Genomic DNA, 13,936 nt, shown 5'->3' with positions numbered 1-13,936 from the left:
ATATTTCAAGTTAAGAAGCGATTTTTCTGCATGCTTCCGCACATGCAAAGCAGCTTTCAGCGCAAAGCTGGCAGTGGTCATGCTTGTGCAGGCTGCATTCATTGCCGCAAGCTTCGCAAACCTTTGCGCAAAGCTGGCAAATGTCTTCGGCATACGGGCTGTTGCGCGTCATGGCTTGAAGTGCGAATCCGCACATCTCCGCGCATTCCCGGTCAAGTCGGATGCATTCGGCCATCATCCCCGCGTCTTCTTCCATCAGACATTTGTCAAAGCAGTGATTGCATGCTTCAAGGCATTCCCGGCAGGCTTTGATGCATTCCTCGTATACAGATTTCACGAAATACACTCCTTTTTTCTGCGTTTTCCCTTCGTTGTACCCTGCTTTAAAATCGGGAAAACATGCGAAAAAAACTGCTGTACATCCTGTACAGCAGTTTTTGGTTATTCGGCGAGACCTTGATGGATCCGGTCAAGGTTTTCTTTCATCATCTTATAATAGGAATCTCCCGCTTCACCAGGCTTTCCGATCGAATCGGTGAAGACTTTTGCTTTAATCGGCACGCCTGTTTCCGCTGACAGGCTTTCCATGCTCCGCGGGTCAACGCTTGTCTCCACGAATAAGGCCGGAACTTCCTTTTTCTTCACCGTGTCGACGATTTTTTTCATCTGACCGGGAGTTCCTTCATTTTCGGTATTGATTTCCCAAATATACTGCGCGTCGACGCCGTAGGCCGAAGCGAAATATTTAAAAGCTCCTTCGCTCGTCACAAGGACGCGGCGCTCTTTCGGTATATCTTTAAAGCGGTTCACCGCTTCATTATGAAGCTTTTGCAGCTTGCCGATATAGGCTTCAGCGTTTTTCTCGTAATCTTCTTTATGGTCGGGATCGTTTTTTATCAGCGCATCTCTCGCGTTTTTGGCATATTGAATCCCGTTTTCTATATCGAGCCATGCATGGGGATCTTCTTCCGTTTCTTTACCTTTGGCAGTGAGATGCTTTGGCTTGACCCCTTTGCTCAGCTTGTAGACAGGGGCGTCATCGCCGTCTTTTTCAGCTGTTTCCAGCAGCTTGTTAAACCAGCCGTTTCCTGTCTCCAAATTCAGGCCGTTGTAAAAGATGACATCGGCGTCCGTCGTTTTTTGCACGTCTTTTGGCAGCGGGTCGTATTCGTGCGGGTCTGTTCCAACAGGTACAATGCTGTATAAATCGATGTGATCTCCTCCGACTTGTTTGACGATGTCATAGAGAATGGAGTAGGTGGTGACGACCTTCAGCTTTCCGTTTTCTTCATTGCTGCTTTTCGATGAGCAGCCAGCGGCGAGAACAAGAATTAATGCCGCCGCAATGGCTAATGTTTGCTTCCATTTCATGTTTTGTGTTCCCCCTTTATATTGTGGATTATTGAAGTGCTGCCCGCTTTCTTCTTGATTTCAAAGCTCTCCAAAGCACGCCTTGTTTCGGTGAAAATGTAAAGGAAAGTCCGAACAAAATCGTAGCCACGAGCACGATCGCCGCTCCTGAGGAGAGGTTGTACGTATAGCTTAATCCAAGACCGACGACCGCTGACAAAGCGCCGAGGAAAGCGGACAAATAGATCATCACCCACAGCCGGTCCGTTAATAAATAAGCGGTTGCGGCAGGCGTGATCAGCATCGCGACGACGAGGATAATGCCGACGGTCTGAAGCGATGCGACCGTGACCATCGTTAAAAGCGTCATTAAAAAGTAGTGAATCAGCCGGTTCGGCAAGCCGTAGACGGCCGCCATCGTCGGGTCGAAAGAGGTGATGAGCAGCTCTTTGTAAAACAAAAAGACGGCGGTAAGAATCATGACTCCGATGACGAGCGTGATCCACATGTCGGATGAACGAACGGCCAGCACATTTCCGAATAAGATGTGGTACAGATCGCTTGAGCTTTTGACAAGCGTGATCAAAATGATCCCGACGGCGAAAAAGGCTGTGAAGACGATACCGATGGCCGAATCGTTTTTAATTCGGCTGTTTTGGCTGACATAGCCGATTCCGAGAGCCGTCAGGATACCCGTAAAGACGGCGCCGAAGAAAAAATTGACGCCGAGCATATAAGAGATGGCGACGCCGGGAAGGACCGCGTGTGAAATCGCATCTCCCATCAGCGCCATTCCCCTGAGAATGATAAAGCAGCCGATGACGCCGCAAATGATGCCCACCATAATCGATGTGAACAGCGATTTTTGCAGAAACGAATATTCCATCAAACCATGGATAAATTCCATCACATCGCACCCCTTTTCGATTGCAGGAACGGAAGCTGAGATTCGTAGGCTTTCATCATCACGTCGGGATTGAGGATGTCGGAGACCGGGCCTTTTTGAATCAGCTCTTTGTTCAGCAAAATTAATTCATTGAAATAGCTGTCCGCTTTGCTCAAATCGTGATGGACGACAAGAACGGTTTTTCCTTCATCACGAAGTTCCTTTAAGATGCTGACGATCATTTCTTCACTCGTCACATCAATTCCGACGAACGGTTCGTCAAGACAGAACAGCTCAGCTTTTTGGGCGAGCGCCCGGGCGAGAAAAACGCGCTGCTGCTGCCCGCCTGACAGTTCACCGATCTGGCGCTTGGCGTATGCTTCCATCCCGACTTTTTCAAGACAGTGATATGCCCATTCTTTATCGCGTTTTTTCGGACGTCTGAAAAGGCCGAGTTCAGGATACGTGCCGAGGATGACGGTGTCGAGCACATTGATCGGGAACGTCCAATCCATATCATTCCGCTGCGGAACATAGGCGATTTGCTTGCGTACATGTTTGAGCGGTTTTCCGAGCAGACGGACGTCGCCTTTATCTTTTGGAATCAATTGGAGCATGGCTTTTAACAGTGTTGATTTTCCTGCGCCGTTCGGTCCGATAACGCCCGCCATCATTCCTTGATCAAGCGAGAAATTGATATTGCGAAGCGCTTCTGCGCCGTGATAAGAAACATATAAATCTTTTACAGTAATCGCGGGTTTCATAGGTTCATTAACCCCTTTCTATGTCTATATGAAAGTTAACCTGAATACAATATTTTTGTTGCGGTAATATTTTATTGCCTTAAGACATTTTTTTTACCTAATGCAACTTTTGATTGAATTCTAATATATCATTCTTAAGTTGTAAAGCACTAAAATTGCTGAAAAACGGTAAAAGCCATGCAGATCAAGCTGCATGGCTTTAAAAAAATTTCTTCTGTGCCGGTTTATCGTTCAAATTGAAACGTATCGATTGCGACTTTCCCTTTGAAGACAAAGTAGATGCGATGGGTGCCTGCCGATTTTCGGACGGAAGCTTTTATCGTTTTCCAGTTATGCAATCCGGATGTGTCAGGCACTTTTAACGAGCCGATTTGCTTTCCTTTTTGAGGATGATCGAGGAAGATGCCGATTTCGCCGCCGCCTCTGCTTGCAACCTTTGCTTTTATCCTTTTTTCGCCTTTGAAGCAGACATCATGGAAGGCGATCCACGCGTTTGCTGTACTGCTTTTTACAGCATCGCCGCCGTATTTGGATTCTTCGGTGATGAGCACGCCTTTGTAGTCGTCGTAGTTTTCAGCGTTTGTCTGCCGCCGCAAGTTCCGTTCTCGAATCGTTTCACCCTGGACGAAAATCCGCTTTGTCTTTCGGATGTCCGCCGCCGAGCTCCCGACCGATATTTTGTATGCGCCTCTTTCAACGGCAAACGTTTCGCTCGTTACATCCCAGAAGGCAAGGTCTGCCTGTTTCAGCTTGAATGTCACGGTTTTCGTTTCTTTCGGTGCCAGCTTAACGCGCTGAAAGTTTTTCAAGTCCAGATTGGGCTGTTTAACCCGCGTGTTAAACAGGGGAGAAGTATAGAGCTGAACGACCTCATCTCCTTTTCTTCCGCCTGTGTTGGTGACGTTGACGCGGATCGTGACGGAGTCGTCTTTTTTGATGCTGTCAGAGGAAACGCTTAAACCGCTGTAGTGGAACGCTGTATAGGATACCCCGTGGCCGAACGGATACAGCGGCTTGCCTTCGAAATATTTATAGGTTCTTTTCCCTTTGATGATATCGTAATTCATCATATCCGGCAGTTCTTTGACTGACGTGTGCCAAGTTTGCGTCAGCCGTCCGCCCGGATTTTCATCTCCAAAGAGAATGTCCGCCAATGCGCTTCCCGCCTCCTGGCCTCCGTGTGCGGAGTATATGATCGCAGGAATGTGCGCTTTAGCCCAGTTGAGAGCGAACGGATAGCTGCTCGTTACGACAAGCACCGTATTGGGATTGGCTTTAGAAACAGCTTTCAGCAGATTTTCCTGGGCCGGAGGTAGTGTAATGTCTTTCCGGTCTTCGGTTTCCCGGCCGTTGATGTAAGGATTGTTGCCGACAAACACGACGGCTTTGTCCGCGGTTTTTGCCAGTCGAACCGCTTCCTCCGTACTGCTCTTGATGATCGCCTTTGAAAACTTTTCCGCTGCTGTCGCCGGCTTTTCGGCAGCGGCTGTTAATGTCCCGTCTTTTCCAGCGGTGAGATATTTGCCGTTTGCCGTATTTTTGATGGCAAATGTCCCGTCAGGCTGCTGTTCAAACTGGAAAGTTTCTTTGACGGTCCAGCCGTTCGGCTGTTTCTGATCAGCGATCAGTTTGCCGTCATCCTGAAGCGAGACATAGAGACCGTTCACTTGGGCGCGGAGGGTGAAAATGCTTTCTCCCCAATCCGCCGCATCGAATGCCGCGCTTTTCTCAAGCTTGTCAGCCGATGCTGTGAGCGGTTGTTTGCCGTCCCGGCCTGCGGTTACAAACTTTCCTGTCAGGGCGGATTTGAACCCGCTTTGTTCCAGCCCTTCGGCAAAGGAGACGCGGTCTTTGCCGATTTTGTCCGCGATTCCGTCAAGCGGGGTTTTCCGATACGGCATCGTTCCGCTGTACCAATCTTCGTAAAGCGCATTTCCGAACGGTCCGATAACTGCGATGTTTTCATTTTTCCGGGTATTGAAGGGCAGCAGATTCCGGTCGTTTTTCAGTAAAACAATGGCTTTTTCAGCCGCTTTTTTCGCAAGCTGCCGGTGCTTTGGACTGTTGATGACGCCATCTGTCAGGCGGCTGTACGGATTGAGTTCGTCCGGATCGAACTCGCCTGTTCGAAAACGGATGCTGAATGTGTTGGCCAAGGCTTGATCGAGGTCTTTCTCAGACATAAGGCCATTCTTTAAGGCGCCGGTTAAGGCGGTATTCGTCAGCCCGGGATTTTCTCCCTGATCTGTAAAGTTGTCAATGCCGGCTTTTACGGCGTGGGCATGCGCTTTTTCGTGGCTGTCATAATACTTGTGGTCAGTGACGATTCCTGAAGGATCAAAGGCGTCGCTGACGATGAAGAAATCGTCTCCGGCCCATTTTCCTTTGACTGTGCTGTTGAGCAGCGGGCTCAAAATGGCCGGTTTATCGTTGACAGAATTGTAGGCTGGCATCAGGCTGTACGCGGCTTTTGCGGAAATTGCCGTTTTGAAGGGCTTCAAATAATACTCGTTCATGTTCCTGGGATCAATGCTTGAGGAGCTGAATCCCCGGTCTGTTTCGTTGTTATAGGCAAGAAAATGTTTTAAGGTAGGAACTGTTTTCAAATAGAAGGGGTGCTCGCCCCTTAAACCGGAGGCATAGGCGGTTGCTATTTCCCCTGTTAAAAAAGGGTCTTCGGAATAGCCTTCTTCATTTCTACCCCACCTTGGATCCCGCAGCAGATCAACGACCGGCGCCCAGACATTGACTCCGTTTGCCGCGGGATCAAGGTGGTGGAAGCCGCGGACTTCATCGCCGACCGCTGAGCCGATTTGTTTGATTAAAGAGCGGTCCCATGTGTGTGCGAGCCCGACAGCCTGCGGGAAAACGGTCGCTTCCCCGAGCCAGGCAACGCCGTGAAGCGCTTCTGTGCCTGTTTTAAAAGCGGGAATGCCCAGCCGGGGAATGGCAGGCTGATATTGATGCATCAGCGACACTTTTTCCTCAAGGGTCAGTCGAGAAAGCAAGTCGCTGACCCTTTTTTGAACAGGGAGACTTGGATCTTGAAAGGGATATTCATATTCATCAGCCTGGGTTTTAGCGGCCGCGGGCGGCGGATTGACAGCGGCGGCGGAAAGGATCGTGCACATTGCCGCCAACATGATGGTGCGGACCGTTTTCAGCATCCTGATCACTCCTTTTAGAAAAAAATGAAGACATCCCGGTCCTTTTCTTTTGGCTGAATTGCTGTTCCCTCCTGAAGCGCTTCCGCTGCGCCGTTTATGACAGAAGTGACAGACAGATCGCGGATGAGCAGCTTCCATTTCTTTTGGACGCCTGTTGTTTTCACGGTAATCGTATTTTCATGCCGTGAAGCTCTGACTGTCATTGCTTCGCACTTTTCATTGTAAATCGTCTGTTCGGCTGTGCAGCCGTCTTTTAATTGGTAAAGGCAGAACGTCACACCGTCGAGATAATCATAATCAGGTCGCCCGGATTCCTGCCCGAGCGGCAGCAGCGTATTTTCCCTGACGAACAGGGGAAGCCCCATATACCCGTACTGTTCTTCTTTCCATTCTCCGCCTTCCGTCTCTTTTCCCGTCAAAAGGTGTGTCCAGGTGCCTTTTGGCAAATAATAACGGACAACGCCGTCTTCCTGAAAAACGGGAGCGACGAGGAGTCTTCCGCCGAGCATGTACTGTCTGTCAAGCCAGTGGCAAGTGTTGTCCCCGGGAAATTCGAGGAGCATCGCCCGCATCATCGGAATGCCTTCAGCGTGCGCTTCATGCGCGGCGGCGTACAAATAAGGCATCAGCCTGTGCTTCAGTTTGACAAAATACCGCATCACATCGGCCGCTTCTTCGTCAAACAGCCACGGAACGCGATATGATTCGCTCCCGTGCAGGCGGCTGTGCGTCGACAAGAGGCCGAATGCGGTCCAGCGCTTATACAAATCGGCTGTTGCCGTGCTTTCAAATCCGCCGATATCGTGGCTCCAGAAGCCGAAGCCTGAAAGGGAAAGCGACAGGCCGCCGCGAAGGCTTTCAGCCATTGAATCATAGCTGGCAAAACAATCCCCGCCCCAGTGTACGGGAAATTGCTGGCCTCCGGCCGTCGCCGACCTTGCAAACACGACCGCTTCCCGTTCGCCGCGCTTTTGCTTCAACAGGTCAAATACGGTTTTGTTGTATAAAAAAGAATAATAATTGTGCATTCTGTCGGGGTCTGATCCGTCAAAGTAAACCGCGTCTCTCGGAATCCGTTCTCCGAAATCGGTCTTGAAACAGTCGACGCCCATGTCGAGCAGGCTTTCAAGTTTTGAACAATACCAGTCACGCGCTTTTCGATTGGTGAAGTCGACGATTGCCATGCCGGCCTGCCACCGGTCCCACTGCCACACATCCCCCCGGCTGTTTTTTAAAAAGTAGCCGTGTTCTTTTCCTTCCTGAAAAAGCTTCGATTTTTGGGCGATGTAAGGGTTGATCCAGACGCATATTTTCAACCCCTTATCTTTCAGGCGGCTGAGCATAGCTTCAGGCTGCTTAAAATATCGTTCATCCCATTCGAAATTGCACCATTCAAATTCTTTCATCCAGAAGCAGTCAAAATGAAACACGCTGAGCGGGATGCCGCGTTCGGTCATCCCGTCGATGAAACGTGTCACGGTTTCCTCAGAATAGTCGGTTGTAAACGATGTGGACAGCCAGAGGCCGAAAGACCAGGCCGGGGGAAGCGCCGGTTTTCCCGTTAACGACGCATAGCGTTTCAAAACATCCTTCGGTTCAGCACCGCTGATAATAAAATAGTCAAGCGTTTCCCCTTCGACCGAAAACTGCGCTTTGGATACGACTTCAGAACCGATTTCATACGAAACGAGCTCGGGATGATTGACAAAAACACCGTACCCTTTGTTTGACAAATAGAACGGCACATTTTTATACGCCTGCTCCGTGCTTGTGCCGCCGTCCTGATTCCAGATGTCTACGGTTTGGCCGTTTTTCACGAATGCCGTAAAACGCTCGCCGAGACCGTAGATCAATTCGCCGACGCCGATGTTGAGCTGTTCCCTCATAAAGGTGCGCCCGTCATTGCTCGTGATATAGGCGAGGCTATTCGATTCGCTTGCGGTCAGGCTCTGTCCATCACGTGAAAATTGGTAGCGCCAACCGCTTTTGCTCACCTCAACGCACAGGCTGCCGCTTTGGAAGGTCAGCGCATCATCTTGTTCGGAGATAACCGGCTCAACGTCTGTCATATCCAGCTGAAACTCGGGCTTGCGAGGCGTTTCCCCTTGAAAATGGGACACTTGCACACGGATCACGTCTTCAAGAGGACTCGAAAATCTGACGGTGAGCATGCGGGTGTCCAGCGTGTCCCCGCGCTTTTGAACCGCTTTGACAGGCCCGTATACAGTCAATGATTGCTGATCAATCATTCGGGCGTAGGCTTCTTTTGGCGTGTTGATGTGATATCCTTCGCGCGTCAGCCAGTAGCCGTCTGAAAATTTCATGATCGAAAACACCCTTTCTATTTTTACTTGATGGATCCGCTGATCAGACCTTTAACAAGCTGCTTTTGAAGCAGTATAAAAATGATGATGACAGGCAAAACCGATAAAACGGCAAATGCCATCAGATCATTCCACTGGATTCCGTATTGGCTGATCACATTGTAAATGCCGGCCGTCAGCGGCCACAGCTCCTGATTTCGGTTGAATGTCATGCTGTAAATCAAATCTCCCCATGTGAAAAAGAAGGAAACCGCTCCGCTGACGGCAATCCCGGGTACGCTGATAGGCAAAATAATGCGGATGAATGCGGTAAAACGGCTGCAGCCGTCGATTTTGGCCGCATCCTCAAGGTCCTTGGGAATCCCGAGAAAAAAAGTTCTGAGCATTAATACCGAAAAAGGAACGCCGAGCGTTGCTCCCGTCAAAATCGGTCCGATATACGTGTTTAATATGTTCAGCTGATTAAAGGCGATAAACAGCGGAGTCAAAACAACGGTGGCAGGCAGCATTTGCGTGATGAGAAACAGTAAAATGAACATTTTTTTGCCCTTGATCCGAAAGCGCGCCAAGCCGTAGGCGGAAGGAACGGCCAATATGAGAACGATGGCGGCAGCCGCCCCGGAAATCAGCAGGCTGTTCAAAAAGTATCCGGCGATGCCTGAAGTGAACACAGCTTCGAAGCCGGCCGTCCGGAATGTCTCGGGCCACAATAAAGGCGGTGTTTTAAACAATTCTGCCTCGCTTTTGAAAGCTGTGGCGATCATCCAGTAAACGGGGAATAAAAAGCCGGCCGTAACGAGGACGCCAATAATGTTAAAGAGCCATTCCTTTTGCTTCGTTTTCATGACATCACCTCATCTTTTTTGATCAGCCGCAAATAGACAAGACTGACCAAAAGAAGGATGAAAAACAGGACATTGGCGCTTGCTGCGCCCATGCTGAATTGAAATTCGTCAAAGGAGTAGCGGTAGCTGACGGTTGACAGGACTTCAGTGGCGTGCACGGGGCCGCCTCCAGTCATCACAAACACAAGGTCGAACACTTTGAACGTATAAATGAAGCCGAGCATCATGACGACGGTAATCACCGGCCGCAATAAAGGCAGGGTCAGATGAATGAATTTCTGAAAAGCATTGGCGCCGTCAAGGCTTGCGCTTTCATAGACGTCTTCCGGAAGGGAGCTGAGACCGGCGGATATGAGCAGCATATTAAAGGGAATGCCGACCCAGATGTTGGCGATAATAACGGACCAGATGGCAATCTTCGGATCTGACAGCCAGGGGATTGGATTGTCGATCATTCCCCATGATAGGAGCAGCTGATTGAACACGCCTTCATTTGAAGCCATCATAAACTTGAATAAAAGCGCCGTAACCGTCAGCGGAATGAGCCAGCTCACCATCATCAATCCCCTGAGAAACGGGGCAAGCCGAAATTTCATGCTGAAAAACAAAGCGAGCAAAAAGCCGATTGCAAACTGAAAAACGACGCTTCCAGCCGTGTAGAGCAGCGTGTTTTTTAAAGATGCCCAAAATACTTTATCCTGCGCAAGCCGCTGATAATTGTCGATTCCTATAAAGCTGATATCCTTTGATGCTATATTTGCAAGCGACACGTTTTGAAAGCTGAGAATTATGTTGTAGATGAGAGGATAACCGATAAGGGCAAGCATAAAAAGAACGGCCGGGAACAAATAGAAGCACCCTTCCCATTTACGAATGATGGCTTTGATCATGTCAAAACTCCTTCGTGCGCTTAAAGCTAGTTTAAGGCGTTGATTTTTTGTGCGGCCTCATCCAGCGCTTCTTTCGGCGTTTTACTTTCGCTCAATGCTTCCTGCAGGGCCGTCTGTAAAGCTTCCGAAATTTTCGGCCAGTTTTTCGAAGGGCCGCGGGCTGATGCAATCTCCATGATTGGAATGAAGGCTTTTAAATTGTCATCTGTTTTCCAATGACTTGATGATTCGAGCAAATCCTTACGCGGCGGGAATACACCTGTTTCCGCGGTCAGCGTTTCGAGCCGCTCCGGATCGATCAGCCAAGTGATGAAATCCCAGGCGCCGTCGGTGTTTTTTCCTTTAACGACTGCCATATTTTCCCCGCCAAGGGCGGAAGCGAATGTTTGATCCTTCGGGATGAAGGTAATCCCGTAATGTAAGTGACCGGCTTCTTTCAGCCGTTCAATATTCCAGGAGCCGTTGATCATCATAGCGAGTTGACCTGCTGCAAACTGTCTGGCCAGATCATCCTGGGTGGCGTTTAACACTTCCTTGCTCATTGCGCCTTCTTTGACCAGATCCGTTAAAAACTGCAGGGAAGAGGCTGCTTCTTTTGAATGCATCTGTTTTAAATCTGCTCCGGAAGACAAAAGGAACGGATAAAATTGAAAAGCGCTTTCCTCTGATTTGACGGCTGACAGGGCAAATCCTTTCGTTTGGCCTTTGCTCGTTTTTTTTGCTGCTTTTTTCAGCTCGCTCCACGTTTCAGGCGGCTTGGAAATCCCTGCATCCTTCAAGATGTCTTTGTTGTAAAACAAAGCAAGCGCATTGCTTGCGAAAGGGATGCCGTAGTACTTCTCTTCATATACGGCTGATGAGAGCGGCCCCTCATAATACCGGTCAGCCTGCCCCCATTGCTCGACTTTCTCTGTCAAATCTTCGAGCACGCCCATGGCGGCGAATGAGGCATTGTCGACATTGTCAAGGAAAACGGCGTCAGGCATGGCATTGCCGGCTGCTCCGACAGACAGCTGCTTTTTCACTTCATTAAAAGGAATGTACTCTGTTACGACTTTGTACCGATCCTGAGACCGATTGTACTGGTCGACAAGTTCATGATAAAGTTCCTGCTGTCTGCCGGTGAAATAATCCCAGACTTTGATTTCTTCAGCATGCTTTTCGCCGGCGTTGGTGCCGCTTTTGCAGCCTGCGGAAAAAACGAGAAGAAGGGAGAGGCAGATGATCATCAGACACGATTTTTTCAAAAACGCTCACTCCTTATGAAAAAAAGCTTGTTAGTTTAATAGCTAAACTAAGTATATTTGGGCATCGCTTCTAATATGCCAGCAGAGTTTCGCAGGCGCGAAAGCAGGGTAAAACGCGGAAACAGTCCGGTGCGTATGATAACAAAGATCGATTGACACATTTTTCGAATGAAGCATATAATAAGGATAAATAATATATGCGTATATGCTCATATATAAAATAAAGCCCGGCGCTGAAAAAGAAAGGTGAGAGAGATGGAAAAGGTGAAGCAGGAATACATGTTAAACGGTCTCGACTGCGGCAATTGCGCACAAAAAATTGAGCATGAGATAGCCGGTATGAAAGGGATTGAAGCGTGTTCAGTCAATTTTGCAACAAGCACGCTGACTGTCAAAGTCGACCAAAACAGCGGCGAAGACATTTCTTCAAAAATAAAGAAAAAAGTAACCGAGATCGAACCGCACGTCAACGTGATGTTGAAGGAAGGGACAAAACAGGCTCCATCCGAAGGTGATGGCCGGTTTAAAAAAACGATCGCAAGACTGGCTGCAGGCACCGTTCTCGGCGCGGCAGGCTTTCTGCTTCCCGGCGGTACCGCAGCTGAGTGGATTCTCTTTTTCCTTGCTTACCTCATCATCGGCGGTGATGTCGTATTAAGAGCCGTCAAAAACATCTTTCGCGGCCGGGTTTTTGATGAGCACTTTTTAATGACGATCGCCACTCTGGGTGCATTTATCATTCAGCAGTATCCCGAGGGCGTGGCGGTAATGCTGTTCTATCAAGTAGGCGAGCTGTTCCAGGGAGCCGCGGTCAGCCGCTCCAGGAAATCGATCAGCGATTTGATGGACATCCGTCCCGATTATGCCAATCTTCAAACGGAAGGCGGTACGGTCAAAGTATCTCCCGATGAGGTTAAAGCGGGTGATATCATCATCGTCAAGCCAGGAGAGAAAGTCCCGCTTGACGGCAAAGTGCGAGCGGGCAAATCGCTTGTCGATACGTCCGCATTAACCGGGGAATCCGTTCCACGAGAAGCCGCACCCGGCGAAGAGGTGCTGAGCGGATTTGTCAACAAAAACGGAGTGCTTGAAGTGAAAGTGGACAAAGAATACAGTGAATCAACCGTTTCAAAGATTCTTGACCTCGTCCAGAATGCCAGCAGCAGAAAAGCGAAAACAGAAAACTTTATCACCAAATTCGCCAAGTACTACACGCCTTTTGTTGTCATAGTCGCGCTTCTTCTCGCTTTTGTCCCGCCGCTGATCATTTCCGGAGCCGCGCTGTCGGATTGGGTGTACCGGGCCCTCGTCTTTTTGGTCATTTCTTGTCCGTGCGCACTTGTCGTTTCCATTCCGCTCGGCTTTTTCGGCGGTATTGGGGCGGCGTCAAAAGCAGGTATACTCGTAAAAGGCGGCAATTATTTAGAAGCGCTCAATGATGTCAAATACGCCGTTTTTGACAAAACAGGCACATTAACAAAAGGCGAATTTGCCGTTGTTAAGCTGTCGCCGGCAGGCCGTGTCAAAGAAGAGGAACTGCTTGAATATGCGGCGCTTGCCGAACATTTCTCAGGCCACCCGATCGCCGAGTCGATCCGTGAAGCATACGGGAAGGAAGTCCAAGCGGATCGCATCAAAGATTACAGCGAGACGGCCGGCTTCGGCGTCAGAGCGGTTGTAGACGGAGCCGTCATTTTGGCTGGCAATGCCAAGCTCATGAAGAAATTCGGCATACAGTATCAAGAGGAAAGCGAAATCGGTACCGTTGTTTATGTAGCCGCCGGCGATATGTTTATCGGCTCGATTGTTATCGCAGACGAAATCAAAGAGGATGCCAAGCGTGCGATCTCTGCTTTGAAAAAAGCGGGGATTAAAAAAACGGTGATGCTGACGGGTGACGCGAAAGAAACCGGCGAGGCGGTCGGCGCGGAACTGTCCATTGATGAAGTGCATGCGGAGCTTCTTCCACAGCACAAGGTGGACCGCATTGAAGCATTTGACAAGCAAAAGCTTCCAAAAGAAAAGCTGCTTTTCGCAGGAGACGGCATCAACGATACGCCGGTCTTGGCGAGAGCGGATATCGGGGTTGCCATGGGAGGCCTTGGCTCTGATGCGGCAGTCGAAGCGGCTGATATTGTGATCATGACTGACCAGCCTTCAAAAATTGCAGAAGCCATCAGCATTGCTAAGCGGACGAGGGCGATTGTCTGGCAGAATATTATCTTTGCGCTCGGCGTTAAAAGTGTTTTTCTCATCTTGGGTGCTTTCGGCATCGCAACGATGTGGGAAGCCGTCTTTTCAGACGTCGGTGTTACCCTTTTAGCCGTTTTAAATGCGATGAGGGTTTTAAAAGTAAAAGAAATGTAACTTTTTTACCACCTAATGAACTGGAAATTCCTTTTTTAGCATCTTCACGAATGCGGCTTGTCTTGTTAAAATGAAAGAGGTTATCAAACTGGCGTA

At 49.3% G+C, this 13,936-nt stretch carries 10 protein-coding genes; 1 reads left to right on the top strand and 9 read right to left on the bottom strand.

Annotated elements, in window-relative coordinates; all coding sequences use genetic code 11:
- Positions 1–10: 10 nt before the first annotated feature.
- The 9 genes from CP943_RS18555 to CP943_RS18515 form a co-directional block, all read right to left on the bottom strand.
- Positions 11–337 (bottom strand): four-helix bundle copper-binding protein, encoded by a 327-nt coding sequence (locus CP943_RS18555; RefSeq protein ID WP_020452949.1) that lies wholly within the window; start codon positions 335–337, stop codon positions 11–13.
- Between the two features lie 104 nt (positions 338–441).
- Positions 442–1,371, bottom strand: a complete 930-nt coding sequence (locus CP943_RS18550) for a metal ABC transporter substrate-binding protein (RefSeq protein WP_023856279.1) — start codon at positions 1,369–1,371, stop codon at positions 442–444.
- 28 nt (positions 1,372–1,399) lie between these two features.
- Positions 1,400–2,257, bottom strand: coding sequence for a metal ABC transporter permease (locus tag CP943_RS18545; protein ID WP_020452947.1), 858 nt, complete (start codon positions 2,255–2,257; stop codon positions 1,400–1,402).
- Positions 2,257–3,000 (bottom strand): metal ABC transporter ATP-binding protein, encoded by a 744-nt coding sequence (locus CP943_RS18540; protein WP_075212680.1) that lies wholly within the window; start codon positions 2,998–3,000, stop codon positions 2,257–2,259. The genes CP943_RS18545 and CP943_RS18540 overlap by 1 nt, the downstream gene beginning before the upstream one ends.
- 224 nt (positions 3,001–3,224) lie before the next feature.
- Entirely contained in the window at positions 3,225–6,167 is a 2,943-nt protein-coding gene (locus CP943_RS18535) for a glycoside hydrolase family 3 C-terminal domain-containing protein (RefSeq protein WP_105981226.1), read from the bottom strand.
- A 14-nt stretch (positions 6,168–6,181) separates the two neighbouring features.
- The gene (gene yicI / locus CP943_RS18530) at positions 6,182–8,491 is read right to left on the bottom strand and encodes an alpha-xylosidase (RefSeq protein ID WP_020452944.1); all 2,310 of its coding nucleotides are present in this window, start codon (positions 8,489–8,491) and stop codon (positions 6,182–6,184) included.
- Positions 8,492–8,514: 23 nt separating this feature from the next.
- Entirely contained in the window at positions 8,515–9,336 is an 822-nt protein-coding gene (locus CP943_RS18525; RefSeq protein ID WP_020452943.1) for a carbohydrate ABC transporter permease, read from the bottom strand.
- Complete coding sequence (locus tag CP943_RS18520) at positions 9,333–10,226, bottom strand: carbohydrate ABC transporter permease (RefSeq protein ID WP_023856274.1); 894 nt, start codon at positions 10,224–10,226, stop codon at positions 9,333–9,335. The genes CP943_RS18525 and CP943_RS18520 overlap by 4 nt, the downstream gene beginning before the upstream one ends.
- A gap of 26 nt (positions 10,227–10,252) precedes the next feature.
- Entirely contained in the window at positions 10,253–11,473 is a 1,221-nt protein-coding gene (locus CP943_RS18515; protein ID WP_105981225.1) for an ABC transporter substrate-binding protein, read from the bottom strand.
- Positions 11,474–11,728: 255 nt separating this feature from the next.
- On the opposite strand from CP943_RS18515, the gene CP943_RS18510 reads away from it, so the two are divergent.
- The gene (locus CP943_RS18510) at positions 11,729–13,840 is read left to right on the top strand and encodes a heavy metal translocating P-type ATPase (protein WP_105981224.1); all 2,112 of its coding nucleotides are present in this window, start codon (positions 11,729–11,731) and stop codon (positions 13,838–13,840) included.
- Positions 13,841–13,936 lie beyond the last annotated feature (96 nt).

The organism is Bacillus paralicheniformis (assembly GCF_002993925.1).
Lineage (GTDB): Bacteria > Bacillota > Bacilli > Bacillales > Bacillaceae > Bacillus > Bacillus paralicheniformis.
This window is presented reverse-complemented; position numbering and strand designations above follow the sequence as displayed.